Consider the following 19,442-nt stretch of genomic DNA (forward strand, 5'->3'; position numbering starts at 1 on the left):
GCGATGACCTTCACCGCCGTTAACCCACAAACAGAAAATGGTTTACGGCTGGCGCCTGTTGGCCTCTCACACGTATTATGGGTACCCGGTCAAATGCCCCCTATTCCGTGAACAGACAGGAGAAGCCCCATGCGCAACGCTGATATTGTCGCGAGAGATCTGAAATCGGTCTGGCACCCGTGTACCCAGATGAAGGACCACGAAAGCCTGCCGCTGATTCCGATCAAACGGGGGGAAGGCGTCTGGCTGGAGGACTTCGAGAACAATCGCTACATCGACGCGGTCAGTTCCTGGTGGGTGAATCTGTTTGGCCACGCCAACCCCCGGATCAACGGCGCTATCCGGGATCAGATCGAGCAATTGGAGCATGTGATTCTGGCGGGCTTCAGCCATGAGCCGGTGGTGAACCTGTCGGAACGGCTGATCGAAATTACGCCGGAGGGGCTGAGCAAGTGTTTCTATGCTGACAATGGCTCATCCGCCATCGAAGCCGCCCTGAAGATGAGTTATCACTACTGGAAAAACCACGGCAAACCCGCCAAGAAGAATTTCGTTAATCTCAGCAATAGCTACCACGGCGAGACGCTGGGTGCGCTGGCGCTGGGCGATGTGGCGTTATACAAGGACACCTATCAGCCTTTATTGATGGAAGTCATAACAGCGCCGTCGCCGGATGCCTATAATCGCGAGCCGGGAGAGTCGGAAGAGGACTATGCCCTGCGTCAGTTCGAAGCGATGGAGCGTATCCTGGCGGAGCAGCACGATGAAATCTGCGCGGTCATTGTGGAACCGCTGATTCAGTGTGCCGGTTCCATGCGCATGCACCACCCGATTTACCACACCAGGTTGCGGGAGGCCTGCACCCGCTATGGTGTGCATCTGATTGCCGATGAGATCGCTGTTGGTTTTGGCCGCACCGGGACCATGTTTGCGTGTGAGCAGGCAGGCATTACGCCGGACTTCATGTGTCTGTCGAAAGGCCTGACAGCAGGTTATTTGCCGTTATCCGTGGTGTTGACCACAGACAATGTTTACCAGGCTTTTTACGATGACTATGAAACCCTGCGGGCGTTTCTGCATTCCCACAGTTACACCGGCAACGCTATCGGTTGTGCGGTGGCACTGGCGACGCTGGACATTTTTCGGGATGACCACGTGATTGACAGCAATCGCGCCTTGTCCGCCTGCATGGGGGAGTCGGTGGCGCATCTGGTGGACCATCCCAACGTGGGCGACATCCGCCAGTGTGGCATGACGCTCGCGATAGAAATGGTCAAGGATAAAGCCAGCAAGACGCCCTTCCCCTGGCAGGAACGTCGCGGTCTCAAGGTATACCGGCATTCGCTGACCCGGCAGGCCCTGTTGCGTCCGCTGGGAAATGTGATTTACTTTATGCCGCCCTATGTGATCACCGAGGAACAGATACGGCATCTTGCCCAGGTGGCAACGGAAGGCATTGAGATCGCCATCAAGGACTGACCCATGCGCATTCCCAGAATTTTTACACCCGAGCCGCTGCAGACCGGCACAACGGTTTATCTCGATGATAATGCCGCTCAGCATGTAGGTAAGGTGTTGCGGATGCAGGTTGGCCAGGCGGTCAGCCTGTTCAATGGTGACGGCCTTGATTACCCGGCGACACTGGTGGATGTCGGCAAGAAATCTGTCCAGGTGGACATTGGGGAGGCGAGCGCCAACACCACCGAATCCCCCCTTGCCATTGTTCTCGGTCAGGTGCTCTCCCGGGGCGACCGGATGGATTACGCCATCCAGAAGAGTGTCGAGATGGGTGTCGCGCGTATCGTTCCTCTGGTCAGTGAACGCTGCGAAGTAAAGCTCAAAGGCGACCGGGAAGACAAACGGGTCAAACACTGGCAGTCGGTGGCGATAAGCGCTGCCGAGCAGTGCGGACGGGCGATGGTGCCTGAGGTGGCAGCAATCTGCACCATCGGGGACTGGCTGGCACAAACCGCAGGCTGCGATCTTCGGTTGGTGCTCCATCATCGCACAGCACAATCGCTGGCGGGCCTGGCAAAACCGACAAGCCTGGCCCTGATGATTGGCCCTGAAGGTGGGCTGACGGATGAAGAAATTCGTATTGCTGAAGCGGCCGGGTTCCTGCCGGCTGCACTGGGGCCGAGGGTTTTGCGAACAGAGACCGCCCCGGTCGCCGCCATGGCGGTTTGCCAGTGGCTCTGGGGTGATGCTCAGCCCGGTACGTAATTTTTGAACAATGTTTACGACGAGAGACGGTTCTGTGGCTTCATCCCGGTTGTTGCGTAATGCCAGACGTTTGTTGATTCCGCTGCTGTTGATCGTGGCGACGGTGGTGCTGATTTGGATCTTCAGCTTCATGAAACCCACACCCCCGGAATCCCAGGCCGAAGAACGTACCTGGCCCATTCGCACAGTCACCCTGGATTCCGCCGCCAGAGCGCCCCAACTGCGGCTGCTAGGCCGTGTGGAGACACCGTTTCAATCAACCCTGACGTCTGCCGTCACCGCTGACGTCAAAGCGATACCCGTGCTTGAAGGCTCACCAGTGCGCGCCGGTGATGTCATGGTTCAGCTGGACCCTTCCGAAGTAGAGCTGATTGTTACCCAGCGTCAGGCGGATGTCGCCGAACTCCAGGCCCAGCGGGCCAGCGAGCTGAACCAGCAGCGCGCAGACCGGCAATTTCTTGAACGGGAAAAAGCCCTGGTGGAAATCGCCCGGCGCGGGCTTGACCGAGAGCAACGGCTTTCCGACTCCAACTTCACCAGCCAGTCCCGCATCGACCAGGCTCGACAGCTGCTGCAGACCGCCGAGTTATCCCTGATCAACCGGGAACTGGCGGTTGCCAATCACCAGAGCCGGATACAATCCCTTGATGCCCGGCTTGAGCGAGCCCGGTCATTACTGCAACAAGCCAGACTGGACCTGAGCCGGACCGATGTGGTGGCGCCGTTTGACGGTGTAGTCACAGGCATCGAGGTCAGCCCCGGCGAGCGGGTTCGTGCCAGCGAGCCCCTGGTCAGCCTCTACGCCATTGACCAGCTCGAGGTGCGGGCCCAGCTTCCCATGCGCTGGACCGCGAACGCTGAGCAGGCTCTGGCGTCGGGTCGGGCCATGTGGGCCACCACGGCGTTATCAGGAGAAACCTATACCCTCGCTCTGGAGCGGCTGAGTGGACAGGTCAATGTCGGTGCCGGCGGGGTAGATGGACTGTTCCGGTTTCAGGGTGACCAGCCCCCGGCGGCACTGAACCGGACACTGGATCTGCTGCTCGATCTGAATGCCCGTGAGAACACCTTCTCACTCCCGGTCTCCGCACTCTACGACGAGTCCACGGTTTACAAGGTGATTGAGAACCGTTTGATGTCGGTTCAGGTCGTGCTGATTGGCGACCGCTTTGAAGACGGCAGCCAACGCCTGCTGGTGCAGTCTGACCAGCTGAGCACCGGCGACCAGATCCTCGCCACCCAGTTGCCGAACGCCATCAATGGCCTCAAGGTGGATGTTATCAGAGCGGAGCCTGACGCATGACACTGGGCCCGATCCCCCACCGGGAAGACATTATTGGCCGTTTTGCCCAACACCGGGTAGCGGCCAATCTGCTGATGCTGATTCTTATCCTCGCCGGGGTCTATTCCCTGAGCAATCTGAACCGTCAGTTCTTTCCCAATTTCGCCACCGACTTCATCACCGTTCGGGTAGCCTGGCCCGGTGCGAGCGCCGAGGACGTGGCGCGTTCGATCACCACTCCGCTGGAACAGGAGTTGCGCAATCTCGATGATGTGAAGGAAATGCAGTCCACCTCGTCCCGGGGCTTCAGCAGCATCGTGATCGAATACGAGGAAGACTCCGACATGGGCATTGCCCTGGATCAGGTCAATGAGTTTGTCCCCCTGGTTCGTAACCTGCCCTCGGATGCCGAGCGCCCGGAAATCAGCAAGTTTGTCCGTAACGAATCCGTCGCCACCGTGATACTGACCGGCCCCGCCCGGCTTGAAGCGATGCGACCGCTGGTCTATCAGTTTGAAAAACAGCTGCTGGACCGCGGTATTGCCAAAGTTGAACTGTCCGGGCTGCCGGAGCGGGAAATTGCCATTGAGGTGAGCAGCCAGACGATTTCAGCGCTGGCTATGGACCTGCCGACCATGGGCCAGCGCATCGTGCGCCAGAGCCAGGACATTCCGGCCGGTACCGTGGGCGAGGAAGAGTCAGTGCGGGAAATACGCAGCCTGGAAAAGGGCCGTAGCGCCGATGCCTTTGCACGCATGCCCTTGATAACGACTTCGGATGGTCGACGTTTGGCCCTGGGTGATATTGCGGACGTTCAGCGGCGACCGAAAGACAACAGTGTCGAAATCTATTATCAGGGCCAGCCGGCTGTGCTGATGGAGCTTCAGCGAACCGAATCCTCCGATGCCCTGAAAGCCGCCGAGATCATGACCACCTGGCTGGAGGATACCCGGCCCAACCTGCCCCGGGGACTGCAGCTGATCACGTTTGACGAGCAGTACGAGTTGATCGTTGACCGCATCAATCTGCTGCTGAAAAACGGTATCACCGGGCTGCTGCTGGTGGTGGGCATTCTGTTTATCTTTCTGAATGGCCGGATTGCGTTCTGGGTAGCCGCGGGCATTCCCATATCCTATATGGGTGCACTGGCGGTGCTCTGGCTAAACGGCGGCAGCATCAACATGATCAGCCTGTTTGCACTGATTATGACGCTGGGCATCCTCGTGGATGACGCTATTGTCGTGGCGGAGGACGCCATGACCCATTACGAAAAAGGCGAGCGCTCCCTCGAGGCCGCGGAGGGCGGCGCGCGACGAATGCTTGTGCCGGTGATGAGCTCATCCCTGACCACCATTGCCGCCTTCCTGCCGTTGATGCTGGTGAGCGGTATCATTGGCCAGATTCTGCGGGACATCCCCTTTGTGGTGATTTGCGTGATCATAGCCTCACTGGTCGAGAGCTTCCTGATTCTGCCCGGACACTTGCGGGCCGGCTTCCACAAGAACCACCACCGGGAGCCCGGCCGCACCCGCAAAAAACTCGAAGCAGGTTTTGCCTACTTTCGTGACCGGCAATTCCGCCCGGTTGCCGAATGGAGCCTGAATCATCGTGGCACCGTGCTGGTCGGCACGGCCTGTGCTTTGGCATTAAGCATGGCGCTGGTGGCAACCGGCCACGTTCGTTTCACCTTTTTCCCGACCCCGGAGACTTCCCGCGTGGTGGCCAGCGTCAAGTTTGCCGCCGGCACCCCACCTTCTGACGTCAAGGCCTATGGCCGCCTGATGGAAGATGCGCTCTGGCAGGTAAACGATGACCTGAAACAGGACGACGACCTGGTCAAGATGGCCCTGCTGAACCTCAACCAGGGCTCATTTAATGGCGGCCGCACTATTGAACGTGGCGAGCAGTATGCCATGGTATCGGTAGAGCTGGTGACACCGGATGCCCGGGAAGTGAGAAATCCGGAATTCATAGGTGCCTGGCGTGACCAGTTGCCAGAGCTGGCGGGTGTGGAGCAATTATCCATAACCAGTCCTCAGGGTGGCCCACCAGGCAAACCCCTGGACATTTTCGTGACCGGAGGTGATGCGGGCACCCTGAAAGCGGCCGCGGAAGACATCAAGGCGGCCTTGCGGAATTACGAGGGCGTGACGGACATTCTGGATGACCTGCCCTGGGGCAAGCAGCAGTATGTGTTCACCCTCACCCCACTGGCGCAGTCGGTTGGCCTGACCATTGACGAGGTCGGGCGGCAGATGCGGGCCGCGCTGGACGGTCAGCTCCTCCAGGTATTTTACGACGCCAACGATGAGGTCGAAGTGCGGATCATGCTGCCGAAAGCCGAGCGGGAACTGCAACGTACGCTTGCGACCTTACCGATTGTAACCCCCAGTGGTGACACGGCACCCCTGGAAAACATCATCCGGCTGGAATCCCGCCGTGGCCTGGCCCTGCTTCGCCATACCGATGGCCAGCTAGGGGTCAGCGTCACCGGGGACGTTGACAGTGGTGTTACCAACGCCAACCAGGTTATCGGTGACCTGCAACAGGAGGTGCTGCCTGGCGTTCTGAGTCGTTACGGCGTGCAGGCAACGTTCAAAGGCAAGGCGGAGGAACAGCGGGAAACCGGAGACGACATGCTGGCGGGCGCGCTGATCGGGTTGGCCATGATTTACATCATTCTGGCCTGGGTATTCGGGGCCTACAGCTGGCCCATCGCAGTGATGATCGCCATACCTTTCGGTCTTTGCGGTGCCATTCTCGGGCACCTGGTGCTGGGTATTGATCTTACTATACTGTCGCTGTTTGGCATGTTCGGCCTGTCGGGCATTGTGATCAACGACTCCATTATTCTGGTGACCTTCTACAAGGAATTACGCGCCGGGGGCATGGCGTCACGGCCGGCCCTGCTGGAGGCCACCTGCCAGCGCCTGAGGGCAGTTTTATTGACCTCGCTGACGACGATCGGCGGCTTGCTGCCGCTGCTGTTTGAAACCTCCCTGCAGGCCCAGTTCCTTATCCCCATGGCCGCCAGTATCGCGTTCGGGCTGGCAGTAGGTACGTTCCTGATTCTGTTGGTGGTGCCGGTATTACTGTCACTGATCGAAGACAGTGCCGGCTGGCTGTCGACGCTTCGAACAGGCGCTGCCTCCGGGGCAATCATTGACAATACTGACGGTGCAGAACATCATCCAGACCAACGAAATTCTTAGGTCTGTCGCAACCAACACAGCCTGCAAACCATAGTCAGCCTCTATAACCACCGAGCTTCAGGATGAATGCGCTGTTAACCCAAGTCGAGTTCTGGCAGTACCTCAGCATACCGGTCATCGCAGCGCTAATTGGCTGGATCACCAACTGGCTGGCCATCAAGATGACGTTCTACCCGCTCGAATTCGTTGGCAAGCCCCCGCTACTGGGCTGGCAGGGCATTATTCCCTCAAAAGCGCGCAAAATGGCCGCCATCAGTGTGGATGCCACCATCTCCAAGATTGGCACCGTAAACGAGATATTCGACCAGATTGACCCCCAGGTACTGGCGGCCCACATCATTCATTCAGTCGAGCCCCGCACCGAGGAGTACGTTGATGAATTGATGTTGCAGGAATACCCGACATTCTGGGAAAACCTGCCCTCTTCCGCCCGCCGTATGGTGTATGACCGGGTCCGAAAGTCCACGCCTCACCTGGTGGACAACCTGGTCGGAGATGTGTCGGAGAACATCGAAGGCCTGCTGGACATCAAGGGCATGGTGATTGACCGGCTCGCTGCCGACAAACAGTTGCTTAACCGGATTTTTCTGGAATGCGGCGAAGTGGAGTTTCGCTTTATCGTGAATTCCGGCTTCTACTTCGGTTTCCTGTTCGGCCTCGTCCAGATGTCGGTCTGGTATTTCTATCAAAGCTGGTGGGTACTGCCGTTTTTCGGTCTATTAGTGGGCTGGGCCACTAACTGGATCGCCCTGAACGTGATTTTTCGCCCCCTCCATGAGAAGAAGATTGGCCCGCTCCGGCTTCAGGGCCTGTTTCTGAAACGCCAGGATGAGGTAGCCCAGTCGTTCTGTCATATCGTCACCCACGAAATTCTGACGGTGAGCAACATCGTTCACGCGATTCTCAACGGACCTAATGGTGAACGTGCCCGCAACATGGTCAAGAAACACATCAAACCATTAGTGGATGAAACTACCGGTATGGGTAAGGCATTGACCCAGGTGGCGTTCGGCCCCACCGGGTTTGCGACTCTGAAGTACCAGGTTGGTGAAAAGGCCATTGAAATATCCCGAACCTCGTTCACCAATCCGGTGTTTCAAAAAGACCGGGCCGAAGCTGTGGAGCGCATCATGGTGGAACGGATGATTGCGCTGTCATCAGAAGAATTCCAGGATCTGCTGAGGCCCTGCTTCCAGGAAGACGAAATCAAGCTCATTCTGGTAGGCGCATTCCTCGGCTTCACCGCCGGGGTCGGGCAGCTGCTGTTTATATTCGGCTATTGATGTCCCTCAGGGTCTTACCAAAAAAAACCTCATCGGAAAACGTGCCATAAAACCTTACAGGTTCTATACTCCTGCGGCGGAGTGACCCACTATCAGACTGAGGCCGATGGATTTTGAGATTGCTGTCCTGGATATCAACGCTGTTTTCGAGGCCACCACCTCCCGGCCCGGAGTTACCGTCGCGACTGCTACACCCTGGCCGGGGCGCGCCCCCGCCTGAAACAGACCTTGAGCCAGCTCTCCATAAACTGGAAGAGCACCTTTTCAGCTGGATTCTCGACACCAATCCGGCCCAGCTCGAGAAGCCAGCGCTCCATGGCAATCTGATTCTGCCCGAGCTTGAGACCCGTATCATGGAGGGCAAGCTGGAGGAACTTCCCCGCCAACCCATGACCCTGCCCATGCTGCTGCGGGGGCTCTCTGACGAGAACACTGACCGCAGCAAACTGAGCAAAATCATCCTCGGCGACCCCGCGCTGACCGATCAGCTACTGCAGGTGGTCAACAGCCCGTTTTTCCGGACCGGCGAACAGACGATCGAATCCGTAGACCAGGCTATATTCATCATCGGCATTGACGGTATTCGCAGCGTTATCTCGGCCTCCCTGTTACGGCCGATGCTGGCCGCCCGCAATAGCAGCGAAGCACTGTTTGCCCAGCGGGTCTGGCGGTGGGGCCTGACCTGCGCACGTTCGGCGGAAATGATTGCCCGCCTACATGGCCAGGACACCAACGCGTTCTTCATGGTCGGATTGTTCCCGGCCTTGTCTTACATGACCCTGAGACGGGAAGTACAGCGCCTTTACCTCGTCCGGCTGCCCTCGACGGAAGTGGAGCCACAGGTGATCTGCGAGGCATTGAAGCGATATGACTGGAAAGCGGCCCAGCTGCTGGCCAACGACTGGGCGTTGCCACCCCGTTTTGTAGCTCAACTGCTAACAGCGGAACGGCCAACGCCGGGCGAACAGCATACGCCGCTGAACGATGGCATTATTCTGGGCACTCGCGAAGTCCTGCGTCATGCACATCAGCGCAACCTGCCGGAGGAGGAGCTGAGGCAGGTCATTCAGTTGACCGATCAGGAATTTGATCGGGTGCGCCCAGCCATTGCTGCAATGTTGAAAGAGGGCGACCCTCGGTCTCACTGAGTGTCAGCTTGCTGCGGTCGAAGCAGCTCTGCAAAGGTTTTCGAGGTCGCCTCCCCCCGATCCATAATGCCTGGCGGCAATACATCCGGCAGACGGCGGACCATTTTATCCTCGTCCTCCCGTACCACCGACATCACATCCTCAACCCTGATCAGATCCAGCGAGCGACCGGGCACTAACAGGTCGCTGTTTGGCCCTGCCAGGGTAATCAACCCGCCCCGTATGAGCTTGTCGCTCATGCGCCTGGCCACTTCGCCGGGCACCCTTAATTGATGTTCGAGCTTTTCCTGCTGTGGTGCCGGCTTACCCTCACTGAAGGGTTTGCATACCAGCCACATAATCACCATGGCCACTTTTTCCTGCAGCTCCGGAGAGAACCGCACCCGGTGACGCTTGGCAACGGAGCCCGGATTCTGCAGGTAAAATACGATACTGGCACCCAGCAGAAGGATCATCCAGTTGAGGTATACCCAGATCAGAAGAATGATTCCAATGGCAAAACTGGAGTAGATAGCAGCGTACTTGGCAGAGCCCGCCACAAAAGACGCAAACAACATACCCCCGGCCTGCCAGGATACGCCCGCAACCAGTCCACCGATAAACGCATATTTGACCTTGACCCGGGTATTGGGCATGAACACATAAACAAAGGTAAACGCACCGGCCACCAGGAAAAACGGGGTGAAGCGGCTGAGTATCAGAATCACTGACCCCAGCGGCTCGATCGCAATCAGGGCCTGAACAAACTCGGATGAAAATATCGTTGCACTGACACCAATGGCCGACACCATGAGCAGGGGGCCGACCATGATGACGCTGAGGTAATTACTGAACCGCTGGGCCACTGATCGCCCATCCGGCACCCGCCAGATCATATTGAAGGAGCGCTCGATCTTCTGCACCAGTGACACCACGGTATAGACCAGCAGGGCCAGACCCACGGAACCCAGAACCCCAACTTTCATGTTGTCCACGAAGCCCAGTATCTGTTCCGCGATTTCTATGCCCTGGGGCCCAAGGGGCTGGAAGAACTGATACAAAAATGGCTCCATGCGCTGGTGGACACCCAATGCTTTCAACACCGAAAAGCTCAGCGCCAGCAAAGGCACAATGCTGAGCAGTGTGGTGTAGACCAGGCTCATGGCGTGCAGTGTCAGATTGCCATTAATAATATCCCGCACCAGCGCATAGGCGGTCCGCCCTGAGGTGTGCAGCCAGGTCCAGGGCCATTTCTGGGGAGGATTGGGGTTGGCGAGAATCCAGTTTTCAGCTGCCTGAAGCCGTTCTTGCAAAGTGTTGGAAGCCACAAAACGTCCTGTGCGTAATCGTCAAGGAAAAAAGATCTGGCGATAGTATGGCGTATTTCCCGGCAACTTGCGGAATCCCTTGCCACCTCTTTTACCCCCGGCATGACTCTGGGGGAGCTCAGGCCACCCAGCGCTCCAGAGTGCCATCGCGCATCCCGCGCAGACTTTCGGCGGTCAGTTGGACGATCCTTTGGCGGGCTTCACGGCTGGCCCAGGCAGAATGGGGCGTGACGATCAGGTTCGGAATATCGCTTGCCAGCAGCGGATTGTGATTCCTGGGGGGCTCCTCCGTCAGCACATCAAAGCCGGCGCCGCCGATAATCCCGGCCCGCAGGGCATCTGCCAGCGCTTGTTCGTCCACCAGGCCACCGCGACTGGTATTGATCAGCAAGGCATCAGGTTTCATCATTGCCAACTCCGGGGCACCAATCAGGTGGCGCGTTTCCGGAGTAAGCAGGCAGTGCAGAGACAGCACATCCACCCGGGGCAGCAGCTCCGCCATCGGAATGCGCCGGAGGCCCTCGACGGAACCCGCGGATTGCCCCGGGCGTGCGCCCAGCAACACATTCATACCGAAAGCCTTGGCCCGCTCGGCCACACCCTGCCCGAGATCTCCGTAGCCGACGATACCCAGTGTCCTGCCCTCAAGTTCCATGATCGGATGATTCATCAGGCAGAACTGGGGGCTCTGGGCCCAGCGCCCGGCCTGCACATCACGGTGGTAATCCACCAGCCGGGTCGCCAGCGCCAGAATCAGCGCCATGGTGTGCTGTGCCACGGTAGAGCGGCCGTAACGGATGACGTTCACCACTCGCACGCCCGACGCTCGGGCGGCATCCAGGTCAATATTATTGGTCCCGGTGGCGACGATCGCGATACGTTTTAACTCCGGATTGGCCTTGAAGTGCTCTGAGCCCAGCACCACCTTGTTAACCAACACGGTATCAAACCCGGCAATGCGCTCCTGCACCTGATCCGGCGCAGTGCGCTCATGAAGCACCAGCTCATCGAGAGTGTCCCGAAGGGCAGACAGGTCGACATCGCTGCCCAGGGTGGCGGCATCCAGGAAAACAGCCTTCATCAAATAACCCTCTGTGGTTTGAGCCAGATTAATCCAACAGCTCCAAGATTAAGTTAGACTGAGATAAACCTCCATTACAAGGAGCCTCTGTTATGGACCATGAATTCTGGCACACCCGCTGGGAAAAAAAAGAAATCGGCTTTCACGAAGGCACCATCAACCGGTACCTTCATGACCATTGGTCAGACCTTGCTGGTCACAGTACAGACGCCGTTCTTGTGCCTCTTTGCGGCAAAGCCAAAGATATGTGGTGGCTGCACGACCGGGGCCATCCGGTCATCGGTGTGGAGCTAAGCGACATTGCCTGCAAGGATTTTTTTGAAGAAGCACAGGCCAAGGCATCTGTTCACCCTGGCCAGCCGTTTACCACTTTCCGCCATGACAACCTTGAACTCTGGTGTGGGGATTTCTTTCAGCTCGTGCCCGAGGACCTCAAGCACGTTCGACTGGTTTATGACCGCGCGGCGCTTATTGCGCTACCCCCCGGTATGCGGTCCGATTACGTTGAGCATCTGACAGCAGTTCTGCCAGAACAGGTGTCGATTCTGCTGGTCACTCTGGACTATCAGAATGAAGAAATGAAAGGCCCACCCTTCAATGTCAGTGATCTTGAGGTAGGCGAGCTCTATGGCCGGGACTGGGACATCGAACACGTGGTGACCAATACTCTGGCCAGGGATCACCCCTTTGCCAAGCGCAAGGGTCTGAGTGGTGCGACTGAAAGTGTGTTCAAATTAAAGCGACGTGAAGGCGCGGAATAACCATAAGAAAAATACGTCTATTCACGAAACAAAACAGAGTTGTCACTGTCCAATGCCGTTAGACTGATCTAAGCTAAAATTATCCAAACCAGAAACCGTCTGCTGGCGTATCTGGTATTAAGATTCCATTCAACTCAACTAACTAACAACGAATCGCCGGTACAGGCGGTCCTAATTGATCGGGGAATTTTGCGTGAATCACAGCTGATATAACAGCGAGCGAGGGGCCACTATGAGCATTCTTCAGCACTTCAAAAACCGGTATGACGCGACTCAGGAGGAGGAGTTTTCTCTTGAGGAATATCTGGAGATCTGCAAAAAGGACCCGTCTGCCTATGCCACTGCGGCCGAGCGTATGCTCATGGCCATCGGTGAGCCAGAATTGGTCGATACCTCCCGGGACTCCCGGCTTTCCAGAATTTTCTCCAACAAAGTTATCAAGCGCTATCCGGAATTTTCTGAGTTCTATGGCATGGAGGACGCGGTAGAACACATCGTGTCATTCTTCCGCCATGCAGCTCAGGGGCTGGAGGAGAAGAAGCAGATTCTTTACCTGCTCGGACCGGTCGGCGGCGGTAAATCGTCCCTGGCCGAGAAGCTCAAGCAACTGATGCAAAAAGTGCCCTTCTATGCGATCAAGGGCTCCCCCGTTAACGAATCCCCCCTCAGCTTGTTCAACGTCGATGAAGACGGCGACATCCTGAAGGAAGAGTACGGCATTCCTACCCGTTACCTGAAAACGATCATGTCACCCTGGACGGTTAAGCGGCTACACGAGTTTGGCGGCGACATCAGCCAGTTCCGCGTTGTCAAACGCTACCCGTCCGTGCTCGACCAGATAGCGGTTTCCAAGACTGAACCGGGCGACGACAACAACCAGGACATTTCCGCCCTGGTGGGCAAGGTCAACATCCGCATGCTGGAAGATTTTTCCCAGGATGACCCGGATGCCTACAGCTTCAGTGGCGGCCTGTGTAAGGCCAACCAGGGGCTGCTGGAATTTGTCGAGATGTTCAAGGCGCCCATCAAGGTGCTTCACCCGTTGCTGACGGCAACCCAGGAAGGCAACTACAACACCACTGAAGGCATGGGTTCGGTGCCGTTTGACGGTGTCATCCTGGCCCACTCCAACGAATCCGAGTGGCAGACTTTCCGGAACAACAAACACAACGAAGCCTTCCTTGACCGGGTCTACATCGTCAAGGTGCCCTATTGCATCCGGGTCACCGAAGAGATCGACATCTATCGCAAACTGTTGCGGGACAGCTCGTTGCACGGTGCGCCCTGCGCCCCGGACACCCTCGATATGCTGGCCCAGTTCTCGATCCTGTCCCGCATGAAGGAGCCGGAAAACTCCAGCATCTTCTCCAAGATGCGGGTTTATGACGGCCAGAACATCAAGGACACGGACCCGAAAGCCAAATCGATCCAGGAATACCGGGATTCTGCCGGCGTCAACGAGGGCATGGACGGGCTATCAACCCGCTTCGCCTTCAAGATTCTCTCTAAAGTGTTCAACTTTGATAATTCCGAGATTGCTGCCAACCCGGTTCACCTGCTGTATGTACTTGAAAAGCAGATTGAACAGGAGCAGTTCCAGCAGGAGACCCAGGAGCGCTACCTGCGGTTTATCAAGGAATTCCTGGCGCCCCACTACGTGGAGTTCATCGGCAAGGAGATCCAGACCGCTTACCTGGAGAGTTACAGCGAGTATGGTCAGAACCTGTTCGACCGCTACGTAACCTATGCCGACTTCTGGATACAGGACCAGGAATACCGTGATCCGGAAACCGGCGAAATTCTCGACCGCTCGTCCATCAACGATGAGCTGGAGAAAATCGAGAAACCCGCGGGCATCAGCAACCCGAAGGATTTCCGCAACGAAGTGGTCAACTTTGTCCTGCGGGCACGTGCCAACAATCAGGGTCGCAACCCGTCCTGGCTGAGTTATGAGAAATTGCGCAGTGTGATCGAGAAGAAAATGTTCTCCAACACCGAAGACCTGCTCCCGGTGATCTCGTTCAACCCGAAAGCAAGCAATGAGGACCAGAAAAAGCACAAGCAGTTCGTCGAACGGATGGTCGACCGAGGCTACACTGAGAAGCAGGTACGACTGCTGGCTGAATGGTATCTGCGGGTCCGGAAGTCTCACTGAGGCGACGACCGCATCCTTAGCCAGTAAGGGCGCCCAAAGGCGCCCGGACAATTGCAAGAAAGTGCCACCAGGAGTGCCACTATGGGTATGACCCACATTGTCGACCGACGACTGAACGGCAAGAACAAAAGCGCAGTGAACCGCGAGCGGTTCCTGCGCCGGTACCGCCAGCACATCAAGAAAGCGGTGGCGGAGGCGGTCCAGCGCCGGTCCATCACGGATATCGAACGGGGCGAAAGCGTGAGCATTCCCTCCCGGGATATCCAGGAGCCTGTTTTCCACCATGGCCAGGGTGGCAAGCGCGAGATGGTGCACCCGGGCAATAAGGAATTCATCGCGGGCGACACCCTGCCCAAGCCCCAGGGTGGCGGTTCGGGCCAGGGTCAGGGACAAGCCAGTCCAGACGGCGAAGGAATGGATGAGTTCGCCTTTCAGATCACTCAGGAAGAGTTCCTCGAATTCCTGTTTGATGACCTGGAACTCCCGAACCTGGCTCGCAAGCAACTCAAGGACACCGAAGCCTATAAGTACGTGCGAGCCGGCTTCTCCACTCAGGGCGTGCCAGCCAAACTGGATGTGGTGCGATCCCTGCGGGGTGCTCACGCGCGCCGTCTCGGCCTGGGCGGTGCCCGCAGGAAGAAAATCCGGGAGCTGGAAGCCCAGCTCGCAGCCCTGAAATCCGCACCGGATGATCTGGACCCGGCCTTCAGCCACGAAGACCAGATCGACGTTCTCGAGCTGGAAATCGCCCGCCTGAAGGCCAACGTGCGCCGTATTCCGTTTATAGACGAGATCGATCTCCGGTATCGCCAACACCTCAAACAGCCACAACCGGCCACCAGCGCAGTGATGTTCTGCCTGATGGATGTGTCCGGGTCCATGACGCAGATGCACAAGGATATCGCGAAGCGGTTTTTCATCCTGCTGTATCTGTTCCTGAAGAAAAACTACAAGCGTATTGATGTGGTGTTTATCCGCCATCACACCAGTGCCAAGGAAGTCGATGAGGAGGAATTCTTCTATTCCCGGGAAACCGGTGGCACCATCGTCTCCAGCGCGCTGAAGCTGATGCACAGGATCATCGAGGCCCGCTATTCCCCGTCGGAATGGAACATCTACGCGGCCCAGGCCTCCGATGGTGATAACTGGAATGACGACTCCCCGGTCTGCGGCCAGTTGCTGGCAGAAAGCATATTGCCCCTGGTGCAATATTTTGCCTATGTGGAAATCACGCCCCAGGATCACCAGATGCTCTGGTACGAATACGAGAAAATCCATGAGCGCTTCCCGCAAAGCTTCGCCATGCAGCAGATTGCGGACCCGAGCGAAATTTATCCGGTATTCCGGCATCTGTTCGAGAGGAAAGCCGCATGACCGCTTCAATCGAGAAACCGTCTACCCGGAATCCGATCTCCACTGGTTCGGAATGGACCTTTGACCTGATTCAGCAATACGACGATGAAATTGCCAAGTGCGCGGCCGAGTTCGGGCTGGACACCTACCCGAACCAGATCGAAGTGATCAGCGCCGAGCAGATGATGGACGCCTACAGCTCCGTTGGCATGCCGGTGGGCTACCATCACTGGTCATTCGGCAAGCAGTTCCTGAATACGTCCAAGGGTTATCAACGGGGCCAGATGGGGCTTGCCTACGAGATAGTCATCAACTCCGACCCCTGCATCGCTTACCTGATGGAGGAGAACACCCTACCCATGCAGGCACTGGTGGTTGCCCACGCTTCGTATGGCCACAACTCGTTCTTCAAGGGCAACTACCTGTTCCGGACCTGGACCGATGCCAGCGCCATCATTGATTACCTGGTGTTCGCCCGCAATTATCTGGCGGAATGTGAGGAGCGCCATGGTCTTGATGCGGTGGAGGAAATTCTGGATTCCTGCCACGCTTTGATGAATTACGGGGTCGATCGCTACAAACGACCCTCGCCGATTTCGGCGGCGGAAGAACAGCAGCGCCAGAAAGATCGTGAGGAATACCTGCAGTTGCAACTCAATGATCTCTGGCGAACCATTCCCAGATCCAGCCAGGATGAAGAGAGGTCCCGTCGCAAGAAGCGCTATCCGGTAGAGCCCCAGGAAAATCTGCTCTACTTCATCGAAAAGAATGCCCCGCTGCTGGAAACCTGGCAGCGGGAGGTTATCCGTATCGTGCGAAAACTGGGGCAGTACTTTTACCCCCAGCGCCAGACCCAGGTCATGAACGAGGGCTGGGCAACGTTCTGGCACTACACGTTGCTGCACCGGCTGTATGAGAAAGGCCTGGTCACCGACGGCTTCATGCTGGAATTCCTGCAGAGCCATACGGCGGTAGTCTACCAACCGCCGTTCAACAGCCCCTGGTACTCGGGCCTCAATCCCTACACCCTGGGATTTTCGATGTTTACCGACCTGCGTCGAATCTGCGAAAACCCGACGGATGAAGACCGGGAGTGGTTCCCGGACATCGCCGGCACAGACTGGGTGGAGACCCTGCACTTTGCCATGAAGAACTTCAAGGATGAGAGCTTTATCCTGCAGTTCCTTTCCCCCAAGGTCATGCGGGATCTCAAGCTCTTTGCCATTGCGGATGATGAACAGGAAGAGGTTTACCGCATTACCGCCATCCACGACGAAACCGGCTACCGACGCCTGCGCGAGCAGTTGGCGCGACAATACAATCTGAGTTTCCGGGAACCCAATATCCAGGTCTGGAACGTGGACTTGCGGGGCGACCGCTCATTGACCCTGCGCCATATTCCGGTCAACAGTGTGCCACTGGACGAGTCCAGCGATGAAGTGATCCGGCATGTGCATCGGCTATGGGGTTTTGATGTCCATCTGGAAAGCGTGGAGGACGGCACGGTCGTGGAGGAATTCCACTGCCCGCCACAAGAACTTGGCCTGGATCTGGATGATGAACCACTGGGCCAGCGGCCGCGATATTGACCTGGGCGGCAAGAAGCCGGTCACAATCAAAAGCTGATCCCCAAAAGACAAGGCAAAGGGAGCAACTTACTTGGCTGATGAGTCATCAACGTCTGCCGAAAACCCTGACCTCCGAACTCTGCCCCTGGTAATTGCAGGCCCCATTCTGCGACATGTCACTCCCGAACGGCTGGTAATCTGGTTGGTGACGAGCGAGCGCCTGCCCTTGCATTTGACACTCACAGCCGCAGACTCGAATGAGGTGCTCGAGAACCAGCCCTTGAACGCAGACCAGCTAACGACGCTGTCATTGGGTACCCACGCATTTCTGCAACTGATCGATTTTGTACCCACAGGACCACTGCCCACCGATACGCGGTTAAGCTATGACATCGGCATTGCCAGCGGGACTTCATCCATCAAACTCTGGATCAGGGACTGGGCTTCACATCTGTGTCTTCCCGGCGCCAGCCGGCCAGATTTTGTGATCAAGAGCAGGATTGACCGGCTATTGCACGGTTCGTGTCGGCGACCGCACCATCCCGCTGATGATGGCCTGGTCCGGGTTGATGAGGAACTGATTGCCACCGGTGCTGACATTCTGGAGCGGCCGGCATTGCTGATGATGAAAGGCGATCAGATTTACGCGGACGATGTGGCAGGCCCGATGTTGCGGAGCATCCACGAATTAATCGGCCGGCTGGAGTTGTTCCATGAACATCTCGACGGTAGCGTTGTGGCCAACAGCAGGGCATTGTTTGCTCATCCGGATACCTATTACCACCGCGACAAATTGTTACCGGCAACCAAAAGCAACGAAGCGCTGACCGAACGCTTTTTTGGCGGCGTGAGAAAACCCGTATTCACCACCAGCAGTGCACAAAACCATCTGATTTCCTTTGCCGAAATTTTCGCCATGTATCTGTTGGTGTGGTCACCTGTTTGCTGGCGCCTGATCAACCCCCGACAACCCCGACTCGACGACAATAAAGCTGCCCGCTATCGGCGGGAGATGACCTGTATTGAGCATTTTGTCACCGGCCTGCCCCGCGCTGCCCGGGCAATGGCCCATCTGCCCTGTTATATGATTTTCGACGATCACGACATCACCGATGATTGGAACCTGTCGGCATTGTGGGAAGCCACTGCCTACGGACACCCTTTTTCCAAGCGGATTGTCGGTAACGCCCTGATGGGTTACCTGCTGTGCCAGGGCTGGGGTAACAACCCTTCCGCTTTTGAGAGTCTGATGTCGCAGGCAGAAATTTTGTTAAATCGCGACAAACCAGAGGGACTTCTCGACAGCGGCACCCAGGACCATCTGATAGAGGAGCTTCTTTCATTCCACCATTGGCACTACACACTTCCCACCAATCCCCGGGTTGTGGTACTGGATACCCGTACCCGGCGATGGCGCAGTGAGGTAACCCCTAGTTATCCGTCCGGTCTCATGGACTGGGAGGCATTAACCGAGTTCCAGCAGACTATCATGGGGGAAAAAGCGGTGATCGTGGTGTCCTCTGCTCCCATGTTTGGCGTCAAGCTGATTGAAACCATACAACGGATCTTCACATGGGCTGGCCGGCCATTGCTGGTAGACGCAGAAAACTGGATGGCTCATCGTGGTGCGGCTAACGTTCTGCTGAACATCTTCGGTCATTCTGGCACACCGAATAACTTCGTGATCCTGTCCGGAGATGTGCACTACTCATTTGCCTATGACGTCCAACTGCGTCACAAGAAAACTGGCCCCGATATCTGGCAGATCACCAGTAGCGGACTCAAAAACGAATTTCCCAAAACCTTGCTGGAATGGCTCGACCGGATCAACCGTTGGCTGTACGCCCCCTGGTCTCCCCTCAACTGGTTTACCAAGCGGCGAAAAATGAGAGTAACACCCAGAATGCCGACCGGACGTGAGGCCGGGGAACGGCTCTGGAACAATTCCGGCATCGGGTCAGTGGCATTGAATACGGAAGGCGCTCCGACCGAAATCCGCCAGCTTAACGCGACAGATGGCGAAACGCTGTTTGAGCAAGGGAAATATACCCAGCATCGCTGATGTCCTG

The 19,442-nt window shown here is 57.0% G+C and carries 13 protein-coding genes; 11 read left to right on the top strand and 2 right to left on the bottom strand.

What is annotated here, in order from left to right:
- Positions 1-129 precede the first annotated feature (129 nt).
- From F6Y09_RS01350 to F6Y09_RS01375, 6 genes are all read left to right on the top strand, one after another.
- Positions 130-1,479 (top strand): adenosylmethionine--8-amino-7-oxononanoate transaminase, encoded by a 1,350-nt coding sequence (locus F6Y09_RS01350; protein ID WP_152205130.1) that lies wholly within the window; start codon positions 130-132, stop codon positions 1,477-1,479.
- A 3-nt stretch (positions 1,480-1,482) separates the two neighbouring features.
- Positions 1,483-2,223, top strand: coding sequence for a 16S rRNA (uracil(1498)-N(3))-methyltransferase (locus tag F6Y09_RS01355; protein ID WP_152205131.1), 741 nt, complete (start codon positions 1,483-1,485; stop codon positions 2,221-2,223).
- A 34-nt stretch (positions 2,224-2,257) separates the two neighbouring features.
- On the top strand, positions 2,258-3,526 hold the full coding sequence (locus F6Y09_RS01360; RefSeq protein ID WP_179959312.1) for an efflux RND transporter periplasmic adaptor subunit: 1,269 nt from the start codon (positions 2,258-2,260) through the stop codon (positions 3,524-3,526).
- Complete coding sequence (locus F6Y09_RS01365) at positions 3,523-6,717, top strand: efflux RND transporter permease subunit (protein ID WP_152205133.1); 3,195 nt, start codon at positions 3,523-3,525, stop codon at positions 6,715-6,717. The genes F6Y09_RS01360 and F6Y09_RS01365 overlap by 4 nt, the downstream gene beginning before the upstream one ends.
- A gap of 62 nt (positions 6,718-6,779) precedes the next feature.
- The gene (locus F6Y09_RS01370) at positions 6,780-8,000 is read left to right on the top strand and encodes a DUF445 domain-containing protein (protein WP_152205134.1); all 1,221 of its coding nucleotides are present in this window, start codon (positions 6,780-6,782) and stop codon (positions 7,998-8,000) included.
- 119 nt (positions 8,001-8,119) lie between these two features.
- Entirely contained in the window at positions 8,120-9,148 is a 1,029-nt protein-coding gene (locus tag F6Y09_RS01375; RefSeq protein ID WP_246180252.1) for an HDOD domain-containing protein, read from the top strand.
- Here the strand turns inward: F6Y09_RS01375 and F6Y09_RS01380 are convergent.
- Both F6Y09_RS01380 and F6Y09_RS01385 read right to left on the bottom strand, forming a co-directional pair.
- Positions 9,142-10,455: a YihY/virulence factor BrkB family protein gene (locus F6Y09_RS01380; RefSeq protein WP_152205136.1), complete on the bottom strand. Its 1,314-nt coding sequence runs from the start codon at positions 10,453-10,455 to the stop codon at positions 9,142-9,144. The genes F6Y09_RS01375 and F6Y09_RS01380 overlap by 7 nt on opposite strands.
- A 118-nt stretch (positions 10,456-10,573) precedes the next feature.
- A complete protein-coding gene (locus tag F6Y09_RS01385) occupies positions 10,574-11,536 on the bottom strand; it encodes a D-2-hydroxyacid dehydrogenase (protein WP_152205137.1) in 963 nt (320 codons plus the stop codon).
- A gap of 92 nt (positions 11,537-11,628) precedes the next feature.
- Between F6Y09_RS01385 and tmpT the strand changes: the two genes are divergently transcribed.
- The 5 genes from tmpT to F6Y09_RS01410 all read left to right on the top strand — a co-directional run bounded on the left by tmpT (position 11,629) and on the right by F6Y09_RS01410 (position 19,435).
- A complete protein-coding gene (tmpT, locus tag F6Y09_RS01390) occupies positions 11,629-12,297 on the top strand; it encodes a thiopurine S-methyltransferase (RefSeq protein WP_152205138.1) in 669 nt (222 codons plus the stop codon).
- Between the two features lie 232 nt (positions 12,298-12,529).
- Positions 12,530-14,452 carry a PrkA family serine protein kinase gene (locus tag F6Y09_RS01395; RefSeq protein WP_152205139.1) on the top strand — a complete coding sequence of 641 codons (1,923 nt, stop codon included), beginning with the start codon at positions 12,530-12,532 and terminating at the stop codon, positions 14,450-14,452.
- Between the two features lie 87 nt (positions 14,453-14,539).
- On the top strand, positions 14,540-15,826 hold the full coding sequence (locus tag F6Y09_RS01400) for a YeaH/YhbH family protein (protein ID WP_246180329.1): 1,287 nt from the start codon (positions 14,540-14,542) through the stop codon (positions 15,824-15,826).
- Positions 15,823-17,394 carry a SpoVR family protein gene (locus F6Y09_RS01405; protein ID WP_152205141.1) on the top strand — a complete coding sequence of 524 codons (1,572 nt, stop codon included), beginning with the start codon at positions 15,823-15,825 and terminating at the stop codon, positions 17,392-17,394. Before F6Y09_RS01400 ends, F6Y09_RS01405 begins: the two co-directional genes overlap by 4 nt.
- A gap of 70 nt (positions 17,395-17,464) precedes the next feature.
- Positions 17,465-19,435, top strand: coding sequence for an alkaline phosphatase D family protein (locus F6Y09_RS01410; protein ID WP_152205142.1), 1,971 nt, complete (start codon positions 17,465-17,467; stop codon positions 19,433-19,435).
- Positions 19,436-19,442: the final 7 nt, after the last annotated feature.

The sequence above is a fragment of the Marinobacter changyiensis genome, assembly GCF_009193265.1.
Classification (GTDB): Bacteria; Pseudomonadota; Gammaproteobacteria; order Pseudomonadales; family Oleiphilaceae; genus Marinobacter; species Marinobacter changyiensis.